This is a genomic window from Streptomyces hoynatensis (assembly GCF_003626535.1).
GTDB classification, from domain to species: Bacteria; Actinomycetota; Actinomycetes; order Streptomycetales; family Streptomycetaceae; genus Streptomyces; species Streptomyces hoynatensis.
Map to the genome: position 1 here is coordinate 351090 of NZ_RBAL01000002.1, position 17086 is coordinate 368175.

Consider the following 17086-nt stretch of genomic DNA (forward strand, 5'->3'; position numbering starts at 1 on the left):
GGCCGGGTACTTGCGCGATCCGCCCCGCCCGTGTGGACTACGGCCCAAGCCGCGCGCACGCGCGCGCCCATCCATGACGTATCCGACTTAAGGACAGGAGCTATCCGTGAGCGCGACCGCGGACCACGCGGAGGAGCGGACCAACCCCGCCGCGAAGCTGGGTTTCCAGCCCGGGCAGGTGGTCCAGGAGCTCGGCTACGACGAGGACGCCGAGCAGGAACTCCGCGAGGGAATCGAGGCCATCACGGGCCAGGAGCTCGTCGACGAGAGCTATGACGACGTGGCCGACGCGGTGGTGCTGTGGTTCCGCGAGGACGACGGCGATCTGACCGACGCGCTGGTGGACGCCACCGCAATGATCGACCCGGGAGCCCCGGTGTGGCTGCTGACCCCGAAGACCGGCCGTGAGGGCTACGTCGAGCCGAGCGAGATCGGCGAGGCGGCCCAGACCGCGGGCCTCGCCCAGACCAGCACCGTCAACGCGGGCCGGGACTGGTCGGGCAGCCGCCTGGTGACCCCCAAGACGGCGGGCAAGAAGTAAGGGCGCCACGGCCCGGGGGCGCATTGCCATGGGACCGGAGGACCGCGCCCGGGGGGCCCGGCCGCGCCGGGGCGGCCCCGCGGGGCGGGCGCCGCCGAAGGCGCAGGCCCAGGCGCGGTCCCCGGTCCCTCGGGGGGCGGCCGGCCGGTCGGCCGGGGGCACGTCGTACGCTGGGTTGCGTCGGTTTTTTTACCTCCCATAGGGAAACGGATTACGCGCCCATGGTGATCGAGCGGTGAGCGGCCCGGCCGGGCCTGGCAGCCAGGCGCCCGATTTCGCACTCAGGGACCAGCACGGGCAGGCCGTGAGCCTGTCCGGCTTCCGTGGCCGCAGGCACGTGCTGCTGGTCTTCTACCCCTTTGCCTTCACCGGCGTGTGCACCGGGGAGCTCGGCGCGCTGCGCGACCGGCGGGCCGAGTTCGTCAACGAGGACGTGCAGCTCCTGGCCGTGTCCAGCGACTCGATGTTCTCGCTGCGCGTCTTCGCAGATCAGGAGGGGTTCGACTTTCCCCTGCTGTCGGATTTCTGGCCACACGGGGAGGTTTCCCGGTCCTACGGCGTTTTCGATGACGAGAAGGGCTGTGCGCGCCGCGGCACCTTCGTCATCGACAAGGAGGGGCAGATCAGGTGGGCGGCCGTCGGAGAGTTCGCCGAGGCCCGCGATCCGAACGATTACGTCACGGCCCTGAAGGCGCTGTGAGACGCGCCCCGATCCGGGGTAGCGGATCGGGACCGGGGGCGCGCCCGCGCGCCCGCACCGCGCAGGGGACCGGGGCGGCCACGCCCCGCAGGAAAGGAGTGGAGATTCCGTGGGAGGAGTCAGCCTCAGCAAGGGCGGCAACGTCTCGCTGACCAAGCAGGCCCCCAATCTGACCGCCGTCACGGTGGGCCTCGGCTGGCAGGCCAGGACCACGACGGGCGCCGACTTCGACCTCGACGCCAGCGCCCTGCTCACCGACGACCGGGGGCGTGTCCTGAGCGACGAGCACTTCGTCTTCTTCAACAACCTCAAGTCTCCCGACGGCACCGTCGAGCACATGGGCGACGAGCTCGTCGGGTCCACGGGACCGGCCGCCGACGGCGCGGCCGGCCAGGACGAGGAGGAGATCAAGGTCGACCTCGCGGCGATGGCGCCCGAGGTGGCCAAGGTCGTCTTCCCGGTGTCCATCTACGACGCGGAGTCCAGGCAGCAGAACTTCGGCCAGGTCTCCGACGCCTACATCCGCATCATCAACCAGGCCGACGGCAGGGAGCTGGCCCGCTACGACCTGACCGAGGACGCCTCGACGGAGACCGCGATGGTCTTCGGCGAGCTGTACCGGCACGGCGGCGAGTGGAAATTCCGCGCCATCGGCCAGGGGTACGCCTCGGGTCTGCGTGGGATCGCCCTTGACTACGGGGTCAATGTCTGACATGTCCGCCTGCATATCCGCGGCCCCGCGCGGGAGACGGGACTTCTTGTGCTACTGAAAACCTTTGGCTGGTCCATGGCCATCACGGTCGTCGGCCTGGCCGCGGCCCTGCTCCTGTGGGGATGGGAGGGGTTCGCCGTGGTGGCGATCCTCTCCGTCCTCGAAATCTCGCTCTCCTTCGACAACGCGGTGGTCAACGCCGGCGTGCTGAAGCGGATGAACGAGTTCTGGCAGCGCATCTTCCTGACCGTCGGCGTCCTCATCGCCGTCTTCGGCATGCGCCTGGTCTTCCCGGTCGTCATCGTCGCGATCACCGCCGACGTCGGCCCCTTCAAGGCGGTCGACCTCGCCATCGACGACCCCGACCGGTACTCGCAGCTGGTCACCGACGCCCACCCGGCGATCGCCGCCTTCGGCGGGATGTTCCTGCTGATGATCTTCCTCGACTTCGTCTTCGAGGAGCGCGAGACGATGTGGCTGAAGTGGCTGGAGCGCCCGCTGGCCAAGCTCGGCCGCATCGACGCCTTCTCCGTCGGCGTCGCGCTGGCCGCCCTGCTGGTGACCGCCACCACCGTCGCCCACCAGGCCTACCAGCACGGCGGCGCGCACGTCGACAAGACGCAGACCGTGCTGGAGTCCGGCCTCGCCGGCCTGCTCACCTACCTCGTGGTCAACGGACTCTCCGGCTACTTCGAGAACCGCCTCGAAGAGGACGAGGAACGGATGGCGGAGGCCGAGGAGGCCGCCGCGCGCGCCGGCAAGAAGAACAAGCTGGTCGGCCTCACCGGCCGGGCCGCGTTCTTCCTGTTCCTCTACCTGGAGGTCCTGGACGCCTCCTTCTCGTTCGACGGCGTCATCGGCGCCTTCGCCATCACGAACGAGATCTTCTGGATGGCGCTCGGCCTGGGCATCGGCGCGCTCTACGTCCGCTCGCTCACCATCTACCTGGTGCGCCAGGGCACCCTGGACGACTACCGCTACCTGGAGCACGGCGCCCACTACGCGATCGGCGCGCTCGCCGTCATGCTGCTGATGAGCATCCGCTGGCACCTGCCTGAGGTGGTCACCGGCCTGGTCGGCGTGGGCCTGATCGCGGCGGCGTTCTGGTCCTCGGTGCGGCACAACCGCCTGGACGCCGAGAGAGAGGCCCAGGAGAACTCCTCGCGGGACTCCTCGGTGAGCTCCAAGGCGTGAGCCGGGGCGCGTGTCCACGATGTGAGCCGGGGGTGTGAGCGCCCCCGGCGAGCGGGAAACCTTACGTGGCGGGGCGGTTACGGCCGCCCCGCCACGTGCGGCCGGGACACGGCACGGTCCGCGCGCACTCGGTGACGGTCGGCGTTCGGCGGGCGGCGGCGCCCGCGGTGAAGGGGTGGGGTTCAGCCATGGCGTCCCTGTGGTCGTACTGGCGGCACGGCGGCATGCCCAAGCAGAAGTTCGACACGGTGGGCGGCATGTCCACCTACGCCTCCGAGCTCACCAAACGGAACCCGACGGCCGCCCTCACCGCGGACGGCGCGGACACCGGCACCCTGCGCATCGACCTGACCTGGCGGATGCGCGCGAGCAGCGACTTCGACCGGGCCGCCCGCCCCAGCCTGTGGCGGCACCCGCTGAGCGTCTTCAAGCCGGCCGAGGTCCAGGGCCACTCCCAGGGGCTGGCCAACGTCGACTTCGACCTGGCCTGCCTGTACGAGCTGAAGAGCGGCGCCAAGGGCGTCGTGCAGTCCCTCGGCGGGCTCGTCGGCGACTTCAACGACCCGCCGTACCTCAAGCTCAGCGGCGACGACAGGTTCGGCAGCGCCTCCGGCGAGAGCATCTACGTCAACCTCGACAAGAAGGACGAGTTCAAGCGGCTGCTCGTCTTCGTCTACGTCTACGACGGGGTGCCCGCCTTCGCCAGGGCGGACGTGGTCGTCACGCTGGTGGCCGCCGACGGCAAGAACATCGAGATCGGGCTCACCGACCGCAGCACGCAGGCGCGTTCCTGCGCGGTGGCGCTGATCGAGCCGCACAAGGGGCACCTGGTCGCCAGGCGGGAGGTCAGGTACGTGTACGGCTTCCAGTCCGAGATCGACCGGCTCTACGGGTGGGGGATGTCCTGGGGGCGGGGCAGGAAGCCGAGCCGGCTGCGGGCCTGAGCGCCTCCGCGCCCCCCGGCGGCCGGTGGCCGCGCGGCCCCGCTTCCCGCCGTCTGCGTACGGTTCGGGTTGCGCCAGGAGCAGCGACAGCACCGTGCGCAACCCGCAACGCCGAGGGCCGAGTTGAGAACTGCGACGTCGAGGCCGCCGCGCCGGGCCGGGGCCGGTACGTGACCGGCCTGGGCCTCTCCTTCGGCTGAGGCCCCGGGCCCGGGCGGCCCGTGTGCGGGCCTCCGGCCTGCCCGGCCCGCCCGGTTCAGGGGCGCGTGGGCAGGAACTGGGGGCCCTGCGGGGGCAGCGTGAAGCCGGGATCGGGCTGCGGGGCCGCGAGGGCCCCGGCCGGGGCCGCCTCCGGGACGGCGGGTGGTTCGGCGTCCGGGGGCGGGGCCGGGACGGCGGGCGGCGCGGCCGGGCGGGGCGGCGCGGCGGGGGCCCCGGCCGCGCGGATGCCGAAGTCCGCGGCCAGCGCGACGAGTCCGCCGGCGTACCCCTGCCCCACGGCGCGGAACTCCCAGCCCTCGTCCCGCCGCACGCACTCCCCGCACACCACGGCCGTCTCGCCCGCCGCCGGCCGCAGCGGCAGCACGGCCAGCGCGGAGACCCCCGGCCCGCCGGTCGCGTCCCGCAGCAGCAGCCGCGGCGCGCTCTGCGCCACGGGGAAGCCGTCCGCCCCGTCCACGGAGGCCGCGAGCACCACCCGGGTCACCTCCGCGTCCAGCCGGGCCAGATCCACGTGCACGGTGTCCCGCTCGCCCGCCGGGTCCTGCCGCTTGGCCAGCTTCCGCACCAGGCCCGTGGGGTGCCGCGGCTGGTTGTAGAAGACGAAGTCGCCCTCGGAGCGCACGCGCCCCTCCGCGTCGAGCAGCAACGCGGACAGGTCCAGGCCGGGCGCCCCCGCCGCCGTGTCCGTGCGTGCCCAGCGGAGCACGGCGCGTACGGCGTCGGGGAGATGAATTGTTGCCCCCTTGTCCAATGCGCGTGTCATATCAGGAATCCTGCCTGTCGCCATACTTCCGAAACAATGTCGCCCTTACGATTGCTCGCGGGGAGCCATGGCCAAAGCTGCCGCGGCGGCGGGCTCTCCCGGGGCCCGGCGGGGCACCGGGACCGCCGGCCGGGCGGCCCGCGCGACCGATCGGCCGCCGGCCCGGGACCGGGCGGCCGGCGATCGTCACCGGCCACGCCACCGACCACCGCAGCCCGCAGCACGGGGGGAAGCACCATGCGGCACTACGGCCACCTCTCGCCGGAGCAACGGCAGGCCCTGTTCCACCAGGAGCCCGCCGAGTTCGGCCCCTCCTCGCCGGTGAGGACGCTGGGGGTCGCCCTCGGCGCCACCCTGTACAGCCCCGCCACCCGGCCCGCGCTCGCCGCCGACATCCGCAAGCAGGCCGCCGCGGGCGTGGTGTCCATGGTGCTGTGCCTGGAGGACTCCATCAGCGACGCCGAGGTTCCCGGCGCCGAGGACAACCTGGTGAGGCAGTTCCACGAGCTGCTCGGCCGCGGCTCGCCCCCGGCGGGCGGCGGGCCGGGCGGCGGGGGCGGCGCGGCCGGCCGGGCGGCGGGCGAGGCGGCCGGGGAGCTGCCGCTGCTGTTCATCCGCGTCCGGGAACCCGCCCAGATCGGCAGCCTGGTGCGGCGGCTCGGCCCCGCGGTGCGGCTGCTGACCGGCTTCGTCTTCCCCAAGTTCACCGCCGCCTCGGGGCCCGGCTTCCTGGAGGCCCTCACCGGCGCGGAAGTGCTGTGCGGGCAGCGCCTGCTCGCGATGCCGGTGCTGGAGTCGCCCGAGCTGCTGCACCTGGAGACGCGGGCCGGGGCCCTGCGCGCGGTGGCCCGCGTCGTGGACAAGTACCGCCACCGCATACCCGCCCTCCGGCTCGGCGTCACGGACTTCTGCTCCGCCTACGGCCTGCGCCGCGGGCCCGACATGACCGCCTACGACGTGCACCTGGTCGCCGGCGTCATCGCCGACGTGGTCAACGTCTTCGGCCGGGCCGACGGCAGCGGCCTGACGATCACCGGGCCGGTGTGGGAGTACTTCCCGGTGCACGAGCGGATGTTCAAGCCGCAGCTGCGCAACAGCCCCTTCAGCGGGCGCGCCGAGGAGCTGCGCAGCCGGCTCATCGAGCACGACATGGACGGGCTGCTGCAGGAGATCGAGCTGGACCGGGCGAACGGCCTGCTGGGCAAGACCTGCATCCACCCCTCGCACGTGGCGCCCGTGCACGCCCTGTCCGTGGTCACCCACGAGGAGTTCAGCGACGCCGCCGACATCCTCGGCACCGGCCCGGGCGGCGGGGTGCTGCGCTCGGCGTACACCAACAAGATGAACGAGGTGAAGCCGCACCGGGCCTGGGCGGAGAAGACCATGCTGCGCGCCGAGGTCTTCGGCGCGGCCCGGGACGGCGTCGACTTCGTCGACCTGCTCGCGGCGGGCCTCGCGTGAGCCGCGGGGAGGCCCGGGAGGGCGCCGCGCCGCAGCCGGGGACGCCGCCGGCGGCCTGGCCGGGGGAGTGGGTCACCGAGCGGCTCGGCGTCGAGCTGCGCGGCGAGGGGGCGCGCGAACTGCTCGGCCTCGCGCTGCGCCGCAACCCCAAACGCGCCCACCTGCTGGTGTCCGGCGTGCTCGGCAAGCACGTGCCGCGCGACCCGCGCCTGGTGTACCGGACCGGCGTCGAACTCGGCCGCAGGACGGCCGCCCTGCTGGGCGGGGCGGCGGGCGTGGTGGTCCTCGGCTACGCGGAGACCGCCACCGGCCTCGGCCACAGCGTGGCCGACGGCCTGGACGCGCCCTGCGTGCACTCCACCCGCCGCCCGGTGCCCGGGGTGCTCCCGTTCGGCGGCTTCGAGGAGGAGCACAGCCACCACACCTCGCACCTGCTGCTCCCCGCCGACCCCGCGCTGCTCGCCGGGGACGGGCCGCTCGTGCTGGTCGACGACGAACTGTCCACCGGCAGGACCGTGCGCAACACCATCGCGGCCCTGCACCGGGTCGCGCCGCGCCGCCGCTACGTGGTGGCCACCCTGGTCGACATGCGCGGGGAGGCGGACGTGGCCGGGTTCGGGAAGTTCGCCGCCGAACTCGGGGCGCGCGTCGAGGTGGTCGCCCTCGCCCGGGGCGGCGTGCGCCTCCCCGCCGACGTCCTGGCCCGCGGCGCCGCCCTGGTGGCCGCCCTCGACTCCGCTGCCCCGCCCGCCCCTTCGCCCGCCCCTTCGCCCGCCGCGGTTCCGGCGGCGGCCGGGGCGGCGCCGGGGGCGGCGGGAGAGCCGGGGGCGCCGGGGGCGGCGCCCGGAGGGGCATCCGCCGCGCGGCGCCTCGTGCTCGACTGGCCGGCGGGCGTGCCGGACGGCGGCCGCCACGGCTTCACCCCCTCGCACCGCCGGCGCCTTGAGGCGGCGCTCCCCGGCCTCGCCCGGCGGCTCGCCGCCGCGCTGCCCGAGACGGCCCGCGACATCCTCGTCCTCGGCACCGAGGAGCTGATGTACGCCCCGCTGCGCCTGGCCGCCGCCCTCGCCGAACTCCCCGGGCGGCGCGTCCGCTTCTCCACCACCACCCGCTCCCCGGTCCTCGCCGTGGACGAGCCCGGCTACGCGATCCGCAGCGCCCTCACCTTCCCCGCCCACGACGCGCCCGCCGACGGGCCGGGCCCGCGCTACGCCTACAACATCGCGGGACGCCCCTGGGACGCCGTGCTCCTGCTCACCGACTCGGCCGGGGACACCCCCGCGCTGCACGCCCCCGGCGGCCTCCTGGACCGGCTGGCCGGCCTCACCCCCCACCTGGGCTACGCCGTCATACCCGACCGCCGCCTCGCCGACCCGCTGCGCGGCCCCGCGTTCTCCTCCTACGCGCCCGAGGACGTCGGCTGGCTGCTCCAGGACCTCTCCGAGGTCACCCTGGAGGCCCCCACCGAGGAGCGGGAGGAGGCCATCCAGTCCGGCGGCGCGCACTACGCCGAGTCGCTGCCCGTGGAGTACCAGCCGAGCCCCGAGTACCAGCGCCTCTTCCACGCCGCCCTGGAGTCCGCCGCGGCCCGCGTGGCCCGCGCGGTCGGCACGGTCACCGAACTCGTCCTCGCCGAGCGCACCCGCGCCACGAGCCGCCCCGTCCTGGTCTCGCTCGCCCGCGCCGGCACCCCCGTCGGCGTGCTGATGCGCCGCTGGGCCGCCCACGCGCACGGCCTCGACCTGCCGCACTACGCGATCTCCATCGTCCGCGGCCAGGGCATCGACACCGCCGCCCTGCGCTGGCTGGCCGCCCACCACGACCCGGCGGACGTCGTCTTCGTCGACGGCTGGACCGGCAAGGGCGCCATCACCAGGGAACTGACCGCGGCGCTCGCCCCCTTCCCCGCCTTCGACCCCTCCCTCGCGGTCCTCGCCGACCCCGGCCGCTGCGTGACCACCTACGGCACCCGCGAGGACTTCCTGATCCCCTCCGCCTGCCTCAACTCCACCGTCTCCGGGCTGATATCCCGCACGGTGCTGCGCGCCGACCTGGTGGGCCCCGACGACTTCCACGGCGCCAAGCACTACCGCGAACTGGCCCACGCCGACCTGTCCGCCCACTTCCTCGACACCGTCCAGGCCCACTTCGCCGACCCGGCGCTGGCCGCGGGCGCCGCCGCGGACGCCGCCGCCCTGGCCCGGGCCGACCGCACCCCCACCTGGGAGGGCCGGCGGGCCGTCGAACGGATCAGCGCGGAGTACGGCATCGGCGACCCCAACCTGGTCAAGCCCGGCGTCGGCGAGACCACCCGGGTCCTGCTGCGCCGCGTGCCCTGGCGGGTCCTCGCCAGGCGCGGCGCCGGCGCCGACCTCGACCACATCAGGCTCCTGGCCGCGCAGCGCGGCGTGCCCGTGGAGGAGGTCGACGGGCTGCCCTACAGTTGCGTCGGCCTGATCCACCCCCGGTACACCAAGGGCGCCACCGGCGCCGACGGCAAGGCCGCGGGCGGGCCGCCGCCCGGCCCCGAGGACGGAGGGTCCCCGCGTTGATCCGCACCCTGGTCGCCAGCGACCTGGACCGCACCCTCGTGTACTCGGCCGCCGCGCTGGAGCTCGACGTGCCGGACGCGCGCGCGCCGCGGCTGCTGTGCGTGGAGGTCTACCAGGGGCGCCCCCTGTCGTACCTCACCGAGGCCGCGGCCGCGCTGCTCGCCGAACTCGCCGCGCACCCGGGCGCGTTGTTCGTGCCCACCACCACCCGCACCCGGGAGCAGTACCGCCGGGTGCGGCTGCCCGGGCCCCCGCCGCGGTACGCGATCTGCGCCAACGGCGGGCACCTGCTGGTGGACGGCGAGACCGACCACGACTGGCACGCCGCCGTGCGGCGCGCCCTGGCCGCCGACTGCGCCCCCCTGGAGGAGGTGCGCGCCCACCTGCGGCGCGGCGCGGACCCGGCCTGGCTGCTGAAGGAGCGGGAGGCGGAGTCGCTGTTCGCCTACCTCGTCGTGGACCGCTCCCTGCTGCCGGAGACCTGGATGAAGGAACTCGCCGCCTGGGCCGCGCCCCGCGGCTGGACGGTCTCCCTCCAGGGCCGCAAGCTGTACGCGGTGCCCCGCCCGCTCACCAAGTCGGCCGCCGTGGCCGAACTCGTCCGCCGCACCGGCGCGGGCCAGGTCCTCGCCGCCGGGGACTCGCTCCTCGACGCCGACCTGCTGCTGGCCGCCGACCGCGCCTGGCGGCCGGGCCACGGCGAACTCGCCGCCGGCGGCTGGACCGCCCCGCACGTCACCCCCCTCGCCTCCCGCGGGGTCAGAAGCGGCGAGGAGATCCTCGGCGCGTTTCTCGGCGGCCTGCCTCCGGCCGGCGGGACGGTGGGCGGCCCGGGGCCTGTCCCCGGCTGAACTCCTGCTGCCGCCGCTCCGACAGCTCCCGCCGCCTGGCGGCCTCCACCTCGTACTCGGGGTTGCGCGCCCGGAAGTACGGGTTGTCGTGCGGCAGCCGCCCGCTGACCCGCCCGTACATGCCGAAGACGAGCAGCAGCAGTCCCACCACGAAGCTGAAGATCACGTTCGCGATGCGGAAGTTGAGGAAGTTCAGCGGCGTGCGGATGACCGCCAGATTGACGAAGCCGCTCAGCAGGAACAGCAGGCCGACGATCAGGTTCAGGTTGGAGGCGAAGTTCCCGCCCTTGATCATCCCGGAGAACAGGACGAGGCCGACCAGGATCGAGAGCCAGCTCAGCGCCCCGTCGGTGTGCAGCCCGACCACGGTGTCGTCGCCGTTCGACCAGAAGCCGATCGAGGAGAACACGCCCAGCAGGCCGAAGACCACGAGACAGATCCCGACCAGCGCCGCACCCACCCGGTAGACCCGGCTCAGCCGCTGGTCGGTGGGCAGCGACTCGTCCAGCCGCGCCTGTGAGAAGAGACCACGCGGGGTGTTCCGCGGCAGCCGCGGCTCCCCGCGCGCGAACGGACTTTCGTGCGCATGGCTCATGCACCCCCGCGTACCCCCGCGAAACGGTGCCAATCGCGTGCGCGGCCTGCCTCCGGCGTTGCGCGGTCCGCCTCCGGCGTTGCGCGGCCCCGGCCTCCGGCGTTGCCCGCCGGGCGGGTGCGGCCCCGGCCTCCGGCGTGGCGTGGTCCGGCGCCCGGCGCCCGGCGCCCGGCGCAGCGTTGGGCGGCCCCGGCGCCCGGCGTGGCGCGGTCCGGCGCCCGGCGTTGCGCGGTCCGGCGCCCGGCGTGTCGCCCGCCGGGCCGGGCGCGGTACGGCCCCCCGGGGGTGCGTTCCCGTGCCTCAGCGGCCGGCGCGGATGTCCTCGACCACCGCGGCCACCGCGTTCCGTACCGCCTCGGTTTCGTTCAGGAACAGCCAGTAGTCGGGGTTGCGCCCGCCGCCCTCCAGGTCGGCGACCGCGCGTTCGAGCCGTGCCACGGCGGCGTCCAGCGGCCTGGCGTGCCGCGGCTCGGGAACGGAGCGGCCGCTCATCGCCAGCCGTTGCGCGTCCCTGATGACGAAACGCGTCCGCTCGATCTCCTTCTTCGGGTCGAAGGACACCTCGTTCAGCCGCCGCAGCCGCTCCCCGGCCGCGGACACCGCCTCGTCGGTGCGGCCGAGCAGCGCGTGCACCGTGGACAGCCGGGCCGTCGCGTCGGCGAACCGCTGCTCCTGCCTGGCCTGCCGCGCCTCCCGCAGCGCCTCCTGCGCCTGCCTGACCGACTCGGCCGCCTGCTCGGGCACCCGCTGGAGGTCCTGCCAGCAGGCCACGCTGAACCGGCGCCGCAGCTCGCTGAGCACCGGCTCCACCTGCCCGGCGCGCGTCGTGATGGCCTCGGCCCTGGTCCGCAGCGAGGACAGCCGCCGGTCGATCTCGGCCGCCCGCTCCGGCAGCCGCCGCACCTCGGCCGCGATGGCCTCCGCCCGGCTCCGCACCTGCTCGGCGCGCCGGATCGTCGGCTGCACGCCGTGCCGGCCCGCGCCCTCGTTCAGCAGCCGCAACTCCGGGCCGAGCGCCGCGAGCGCCGCCGCGGGCTCCTCCGCCGTCAGGCCCGCCGCCCGCGCCTCGTCCAGCGCCGCCGTCGCCTCCCGCAGCGCCTGCCTGGCCCGCTCCGCGGCCGGGGCCACCTGCGCCAGCTGGGTCTCGGCCCGCTGCTGGAGCGGGCCCAGGCCCCGGCCGAAGCGCTCCAGCTCCTCCTTGGCCTTCAGCAGGTCGTTCCGCGCCGCGATCAGGGCGTGCCTGGCGCGGTTGGCCGCGTCGCCGTCCAGGTGGGCGCTGTCCAGGTCGTGCGCGTCCATCGCGGCGATGTACGACGCGCTGACCTCGTCCACCCGCCGCCCGAGCGCCGCGAACTCGGCCGCGGCCCGCGCCGCCTGCGGCGAGTCGTCCGCCGCGCCGATCGTCTCCAGGGTGATCCGCAGGTCGCGCTGCGTGGTGTCCAGCTCGTAGAACGCGGCGGCCGCGGCATCCTTCGCCTCCTGGGCCGCGGCCCGCAGGTCCTCGGTCCTGCCCCGCCGCCACGGCCGGGTGCCGCCCCCGGCGAACGCCCCGGGCAGGGCCCCGGGCAGCACGGCCCGCGCCAGCACGAACACGGACAGCGGCGGCAGCACCACATGGGCGGCGAGTTCCTTCGCGAGGCGCCTGGCTGTCACGTGTACCTCTCTCCCCGTCGTCTCCCCGCCGTTTCCCACCGTCTCCCGCGGTGTTCCCCACCCGCGGGCCCGGCCGGCCCCTGTGCTGGCCATTGTCCCACCCACCCCACGTTTACGGCCCGGGACGGGGGGCCAGGTAAGCTTTGGCCCCACTCTCGGGGTGCATAGCTCAGTGGTAGAGCGCCGCCCTTACAAGGCGGATGTCGGCGGTTCGAACCCGTCTGCACCCACCCTCCTGGACCAGCCGAAAGGCCCCGTCCAGCCTCTCCCCGCGGCGGGGGCTACGGCAACGCCTCGATGGCGTCGATGATCAACGCCCGGGCGTCGGCCCCGTAGACCGCGAGTGCCCGCAGCTCCTGGAACGCCTTCAGGTAGAGAGCCACCTCGGACGGCTGGGTGACGGTCACCCTGGCGGTCAGCAACTCGACGGCGACGACGATGTCGTCGTAGACGTGGAACGCCTCGTGCGGCCGGATGGGACGGTCCGGGAGACCGGCCGGGATGATGCCGAGCGACACCGCGGGGAGCGCCCCCGCGGTCAGCAGGTGGCCCAGCTGCGCAGCCATGGCCGCAGAGTCCCCCAGCTGGTACCTGAGCACGGCCTCCTCGATGAGGAGGGTGACGCGGTGCCCGGGCTCGTGGATGACGCGGGAGCGTTCGACGCGGGCCGCCGCGGCGGCGGGGGCGTCGTCCGGCGCGCCGTGGAACCGGGCGACGCCGGCGAGCAGCGCCGTGGCGTAGCCCTCGGTCTGCAGGAGCCCGGGGATGACCCGCGAGGAATAGACGCGGAACAGCCGCGTCTGCCGGAAGAGGTCGGTGTAGCTCTCCTGCAACCGGCGCAGCCCGGTACGCATGGTGCGCCGCCACTCGGTGTACAGCGACTGGGCGTTGCGCGACGCTGCGACGAGGTCGGGCACGTGGTCTTCGGCCCCACATGCTCGGCACCACAACCGGATGTCCTCGGCGGAGGGGCTGGTGCGCGCGTTTTCGATACGGGATGTCTTCGCGTAGTGCCAGCCGCACCGGCCGGCCAGCTCGACGACCGTCAGCCCGGCGTCGAGCCGCAGTTCCTTGAGCCGGCGGCCGACGGCTTCGCGGGCAGCTTGTGCTGCCGAGGAAGGCGAGGGGGGCATGAGCTGGCCGGTCCGGCGGTCAGTGGAGTGCGTAGGCGTGGTGCGGGACGGCACGCTCCCACACCGACTCGAAGGCGGTTGAGCAGAGTTCGGCCACCGCAGGCTCGTCGACAAGTTCGTGCCCGGTGACCGCCCCGTCACCGCTGAAGTGCCCGAACCGCACGAGCCGGTGGTCGAACAGCCAGAAGTCGGTGCCCGGCAGCGCGAGGGCGGCGGCCTGCCGCCTGGGCAGCCAGCGAACGTCCTCGCCGGCGGCGAGGTTGGCGGGGGTGCCGGCGTGCTCGAAGCGGACGTACTCGCTGGCCGGTTCGGACACGATGCGGGCGCGCCGGACGGTGACGCCGCGGGCGACGGCCCTCCGCACGATGCGCGACCAGCCCTGCCAGTACGCGGAGTCCGGATCGGTGTTCCGCCGCCCGCTCGCCCGCCAGGCCGCGAGCTGCTCGTTCTCGGGCGCGACCGCGTACACGTCGCGCATCTCCAGGTGCACCGCGGAGCGTGTGGCCGACGCTATGAGGTCAGCGATCGGCGGCACGTTCGAGTTCATCGAGGGCCTTCCTGAGGAGGGGGGCCATGCGGGCCGGAACCCGGACGATCGTCTCGTGGCCGGGTACGCGGGGCGCATGGCCCGGCGCGGTACCCCCCTCGGTGTAGCAGCGCGCCTCTTCCTCGGGGGTGGCTGTCCACCCCTGGATGAAAAGCTCCTTCTTCTCCGTGTCCGCCCACACGGTCGGGCTGTCGCCCTGCTCGCTGGTGGGGTCGACACCGATGAACCTTAACGACATGGCGGCCTCCCTCGGTCGGCCTTTGCAGGTCTGTGCGGCACTCTTCTCCGCCTGGCGGGTCGTGGTCAAGAGGGCGTGGCGTGTGTACGGGGGACATGAGTTCGCCTGCAAAAGGGTGCACATGGGTGGCTGGGCGCCGCGACTGCTCCCTACCTTCCTTGGCACGACTTCTTCCGGCCGTGGAGGCGCGCATGTCCCGCAGCAGTGCATTGCCGTCGGTGCAGGCACAGGCACCCCTCATCCCCTCGCGCGGGGCGCCTGTTTCGGCCGCGGGCCGCTTCGTCTCCCCGCCGTGCGCCGAGCACCGGTGCGAGAACTGCCGCCAGGCCGAGCCGCGTCCGCCGGAGCCGGAGAACGGGATCGCGTTCGACCCCTGCACCCACGACTGCCACACCCGGTGGCCCGTCGCGGGGGGCGGCGGCCGGTGATCCCGCGTTGCATCTGGTGGCGCCGCACCCCCGGCGAGGAGGGCGGCGTCCCCGTGGCAGGCACACGAGACAGAGGAAACGAAACATGGCCCGGCAACTCCAGGGGCACGACTCGACGGGTCGGCCCGTGATCGTCAACTCCGAAGCCCAGCCCCTCGCCGGCATGATGTTCGCGGGCCTCACCCCCGCGACCCGGCCGACGCCGACCGGCGCGCTGCCGTGCCCGTACTGCGGGCACGACACCCTGCCCAAGCCGGGCGGTGGCTGGAACTGCCCGAACTGCGGCGCCGAGAACGCCTGACCGCCACCCGGCCGCCGGGCTCACCCCCGGCCCGGCGGCCGGTCCTCGCGGACGAGTTCGGCACGGTTCAGAGCAGGCGCCGGTGGAACATGTCCACGACCCACGGCGGCCGTTCGGGGGCGAAAGGGTTACGTGCCATCGTCCTTCCCTTCCTTCCCTTCCTTCCCTTCCTTCCCTTCCTTCCCGTCGTTCTTCTTCTCCCGGCTTCTCCCGGCTTCTCCCGGGGTGGCTCTCCGGCTCCGCTCTCACGGGCGGGCGTCCTGCGGCCGATGCACCCAATCGCAGCGGATGCGGGTGAGGAGGCGGAAGCCGAGGGCGGTGAGGAGGCGGAGTTCGTCGGCGTCGTCCGGATCCGGTCCCGAAGAGGCCAGGAGACGGTCGACGCGGGCCAGGTGCAACCAGTCGGCGGCGTGGGCGACGAGCGCCGTGGCGGTGGGTTCGTAGGGGAGTGCGGGGTCGGTAACGTGCAGGTTTCCGATGTCGGCCCAGTCGGCGTGGGGGGTGAAGCGGCCGGTGCCATGGAGGGTCGTGTCGATCTCGATGTAGCCGGCCTCGCCTCCGTCGGCCTGGTCGGCGGTCAGGCGCGTGCCGTTGATGCCGACGGAGCGGCGGATGGTCATACCGACGCCGGCGAGGAGTTCGGGCGGGCTTGGCCGGCTCCTCCCTGGGCGCCCGGCGGCTTCCCGCCCTGTGACAGGCCGAGCGCGAACGGTGAGTGCCCGTCCTATGCTGGCAGTGACCGGCCGACAGCAGGAGGGGCTCGTCGTGCATGACGCCAACTCGCCGGGGGACCGGCTGCGAGACACCCGCCTCACCCGGGGATTCACCCAGCAACGGCTGGCCGAGGAGGCGGGCCTCAGCCTGGGCGTGGTCAAGAAGATCGAAAGGGGCGGCACGGCGCGGCTGGAGACGTATCACGCTCTCGCCCGCGCGCTGGGCGTCCGCACCAGCAGGCTGTTCGAGTCCGGTACCCCACACCGCGAGCGGCGCGACGACGGGGACAACCAGCCGCTGCTGGCCCTGCGCCGGGCCATCGCCCCGGCCGTGACGGCCGAGGGGCCCCTGGGGTTGCCTGACCCGGAAGAGGGTGAACCCGACCTGGCGCGGATGTGGCGCACCTCGGACGGGCTGGCCACGGCGTACGCCCGCGACGACTACGGCACCGTCGCCGAGTTGCTGCCCGCGCTCGTGCGCTCGGCGCATGTGGCGGTGCGGCACTTCGACGACGGGCCCCAGCGGGTCGACTCGCTGCGGCTGCGGTCGCGGGTGTTGCAGATGGCGGGCAGGTACCTGGTGCAGGTGCGCGCCTACGACCTGGCGCAGACGGCGCTGCGCGACGCCGTGCAGGACGCGGCTGCGGCCGGGGACGGGGGCGGGGTGGCCGCGGCGGTGTACCAGCAGGGCTGGCTGCTGATCAGGCAGGGCCGCCTCGATGAGGCGGAGGCCGTGTCCGTGGCCACCGCCGACGCCTCAGAGCCGCGTCTGTCGAAGGCGTCCCGGGCCGCGCTGGGGGCGTGGGGGAAGCTCCTGGTGCACGGAAGCAGCGCGGCGGCCAGGAACAACCGCCCCGCCGAGGCACGGGAGATGCTGCGCCTGGCGCGTGCCGCCGGGGTCGCGCTCGGGGGCGCGCAGGCGGTGGACGAGGGCGCGTGGGGACGGTTCGACTGGCGGACGGTCGCGTACCAGGCGATCGAGAACCACATGACGACCGGCAACCCGGGCATGGCGCTCGCGTTGACCCGGCGGATGCCGCCCCCGCCGCCGGGCGCAACCTTCGGGCGGCGGCACATGCTGACGGTGGCCCAGGCCCACGCGGCGCTGCGCCAGGGCGAGGAGGCCATCGGCATCCTGCTCGCCCTGTCCCGGATGTCCCCGGAGTGGCTGCGGCACCAGCGTCTCGCGGGGGACGTGTTCCGGGAGGCGGGGCGCAGGAGGAAGCGCGCGCTGTCCCGCGACGAACGGGAGTTGGCAACGCTCCTGGGCGTGACGTAAGGGGCACGTTCCGTATCCCCACCGGGCACCCCGAGCCATCACGCGGCCACGTTCCGTGTCTGCGGACCATCCGCGGTGGGGAGAGCGCGGGATCGATTCGGGAGGGAGGCCGCCATCCACCGAAGTCCTCCGCACGGTCCCCGAGTACAGGCGCAGCACAACGGCCCCGTCAACGGCATGTGCCCGGCGGGGCCGTTCGCTGTTTACCCCGGAAGACCGGAGGTAGCGTCCTGAATGCCTAGTTCAGAACGGAGTTCAG

Annotated in this window: 17 protein-coding genes and 1 tRNA gene; 11 read left to right on the forward strand and 7 right to left on the reverse strand. The window is 74.1% G+C overall.

The window, feature by feature from the left end:
- Positions 1-106 precede the first annotated feature (106 nt).
- The 5 genes from D7294_RS05005 to D7294_RS05025 all read left to right on the forward strand — a co-directional run bounded on the left by D7294_RS05005 (position 107) and on the right by D7294_RS05025 (position 4091).
- Complete coding sequence (locus tag D7294_RS05005) at positions 107-541, forward strand: DUF3052 domain-containing protein (protein WP_120675885.1); 435 nt, start codon at positions 107-109, stop codon at positions 539-541.
- Between the two features lie 235 nt (positions 542-776).
- Complete coding sequence (locus D7294_RS05010; protein ID WP_120675887.1) at positions 777-1241, forward strand: peroxiredoxin; 465 nt, start codon at positions 777-779, stop codon at positions 1239-1241.
- Positions 1242-1350: 109 nt separating this feature from the next.
- The gene (locus D7294_RS05015; RefSeq protein ID WP_120675889.1) at positions 1351-1953 is read left to right on the forward strand and encodes a TerD family protein; all 603 of its coding nucleotides are present in this window, start codon (positions 1351-1353) and stop codon (positions 1951-1953) included.
- A gap of 48 nt (positions 1954-2001) precedes the next feature.
- Positions 2002-3147, forward strand: coding sequence for a DUF475 domain-containing protein (locus D7294_RS05020; RefSeq protein WP_120675891.1), 1146 nt, complete (start codon positions 2002-2004; stop codon positions 3145-3147).
- A gap of 188 nt (positions 3148-3335) precedes the next feature.
- Positions 3336-4091 (forward strand): Tellurium resistance, encoded by a 756-nt coding sequence (locus tag D7294_RS05025; RefSeq protein ID WP_120675893.1) that lies wholly within the window; start codon positions 3336-3338, stop codon positions 4089-4091.
- A gap of 256 nt (positions 4092-4347) precedes the next feature.
- On the opposite strand, the gene D7294_RS05030 is transcribed toward D7294_RS05025, so the two are convergent.
- Complete coding sequence (locus tag D7294_RS05030; protein ID WP_120675895.1) at positions 4348-5076, reverse strand: TerD family protein; 729 nt, start codon at positions 5074-5076, stop codon at positions 4348-4350.
- 237 nt (positions 5077-5313) lie between these two features.
- Here D7294_RS05030 and D7294_RS05035 point away from each other — a divergent pair, with 237 nt between their 5' ends.
- Genes D7294_RS05035 through D7294_RS05045 form a run of 3 tightly spaced genes read left to right on the forward strand, consistent with a single transcriptional unit; the run spans position 5314 to position 9940 of the window.
- On the forward strand, positions 5314-6537 hold the full coding sequence (locus D7294_RS05035; RefSeq protein WP_120675897.1) for an HpcH/HpaI aldolase/citrate lyase family protein: 1224 nt from the start codon (positions 5314-5316) through the stop codon (positions 6535-6537).
- The gene (locus D7294_RS05040) at positions 6534-9089 is read left to right on the forward strand and encodes a phosphoribosyltransferase (protein WP_120675899.1); all 2556 of its coding nucleotides are present in this window, start codon (positions 6534-6536) and stop codon (positions 9087-9089) included. Before D7294_RS05035 ends, D7294_RS05040 begins: the two co-directional genes overlap by 4 nt.
- The gene (locus D7294_RS05045) at positions 9089-9940 is read left to right on the forward strand and encodes an HAD family hydrolase (RefSeq protein WP_120676237.1); all 852 of its coding nucleotides are present in this window, start codon (positions 9089-9091) and stop codon (positions 9938-9940) included. Before D7294_RS05040 ends, D7294_RS05045 begins: the two co-directional genes overlap by 1 nt.
- On the opposite strand, the gene D7294_RS05050 is transcribed toward D7294_RS05045, so the two are convergent.
- Positions 9849-10535: a DUF4383 domain-containing protein gene (locus tag D7294_RS05050; RefSeq protein ID WP_120675901.1), complete on the reverse strand. Its 687-nt coding sequence runs from the start codon at positions 10533-10535 to the stop codon at positions 9849-9851. The two genes, D7294_RS05045 and D7294_RS05050, sit on opposite strands and share 92 nt — an antisense overlap.
- 300 nt (positions 10536-10835) lie before the next feature.
- Positions 10836-12188 (reverse strand): coiled-coil domain-containing protein, encoded by a 1353-nt coding sequence (locus D7294_RS05055; RefSeq protein WP_241562107.1) that lies wholly within the window; start codon positions 12186-12188, stop codon positions 10836-10838.
- A gap of 158 nt (positions 12189-12346) precedes the next feature.
- On the opposite strand from D7294_RS05055, the gene D7294_RS05060 reads away from it, so the two are divergent.
- A tRNA-Val gene (locus D7294_RS05060) sits at positions 12347-12418 on the forward strand.
- A gap of 51 nt (positions 12419-12469) precedes the next feature.
- Here D7294_RS05060 and D7294_RS05065 read toward each other — a convergent pair.
- The 3 genes from D7294_RS05065 to D7294_RS05075 are packed head-to-tail and all read right to left on the reverse strand — an operon-like array spanning position 12470 to position 14106.
- Positions 12470-13321 (reverse strand): helix-turn-helix domain-containing protein, encoded by an 852-nt coding sequence (locus D7294_RS05065; protein ID WP_120675903.1) that lies wholly within the window; start codon positions 13319-13321, stop codon positions 12470-12472.
- A 19-nt stretch (positions 13322-13340) separates the two neighbouring features.
- The gene (locus tag D7294_RS05070; RefSeq protein ID WP_120675905.1) at positions 13341-13868 is read right to left on the reverse strand and encodes a DUF6879 family protein; all 528 of its coding nucleotides are present in this window, start codon (positions 13866-13868) and stop codon (positions 13341-13343) included.
- On the reverse strand, positions 13840-14106 hold the full coding sequence (locus D7294_RS05075; RefSeq protein ID WP_120676241.1) for a hypothetical protein: 267 nt from the start codon (positions 14104-14106) through the stop codon (positions 13840-13842). Before D7294_RS05075 ends, D7294_RS05070 begins: the two co-directional genes overlap by 29 nt.
- Positions 14107-14619: 513 nt before the next feature.
- On the opposite strand from D7294_RS05075, the gene D7294_RS05080 reads away from it, so the two are divergent.
- A complete protein-coding gene (locus D7294_RS05080) occupies positions 14620-14835 on the forward strand; it encodes a hypothetical protein (RefSeq protein WP_120675907.1) in 216 nt (71 codons plus the stop codon).
- 245 nt (positions 14836-15080) lie between these two features.
- Here the strand turns inward: D7294_RS05080 and D7294_RS05085 are convergent, their stop codons facing one another.
- On the reverse strand, positions 15081-15455 hold the full coding sequence (locus D7294_RS05085; protein WP_120675909.1) for a hypothetical protein: 375 nt from the start codon (positions 15453-15455) through the stop codon (positions 15081-15083).
- A gap of 115 nt (positions 15456-15570) precedes the next feature.
- On the opposite strand from D7294_RS05085, the gene D7294_RS05090 reads away from it, so the two are divergent.
- Positions 15571-16827, forward strand: a complete 1257-nt coding sequence (locus tag D7294_RS05090) for a helix-turn-helix domain-containing protein (protein WP_241562108.1) — start codon at positions 15571-15573, stop codon at positions 16825-16827.
- The last annotated feature ends 259 nt before the right edge of the window (positions 16828-17086 follow it).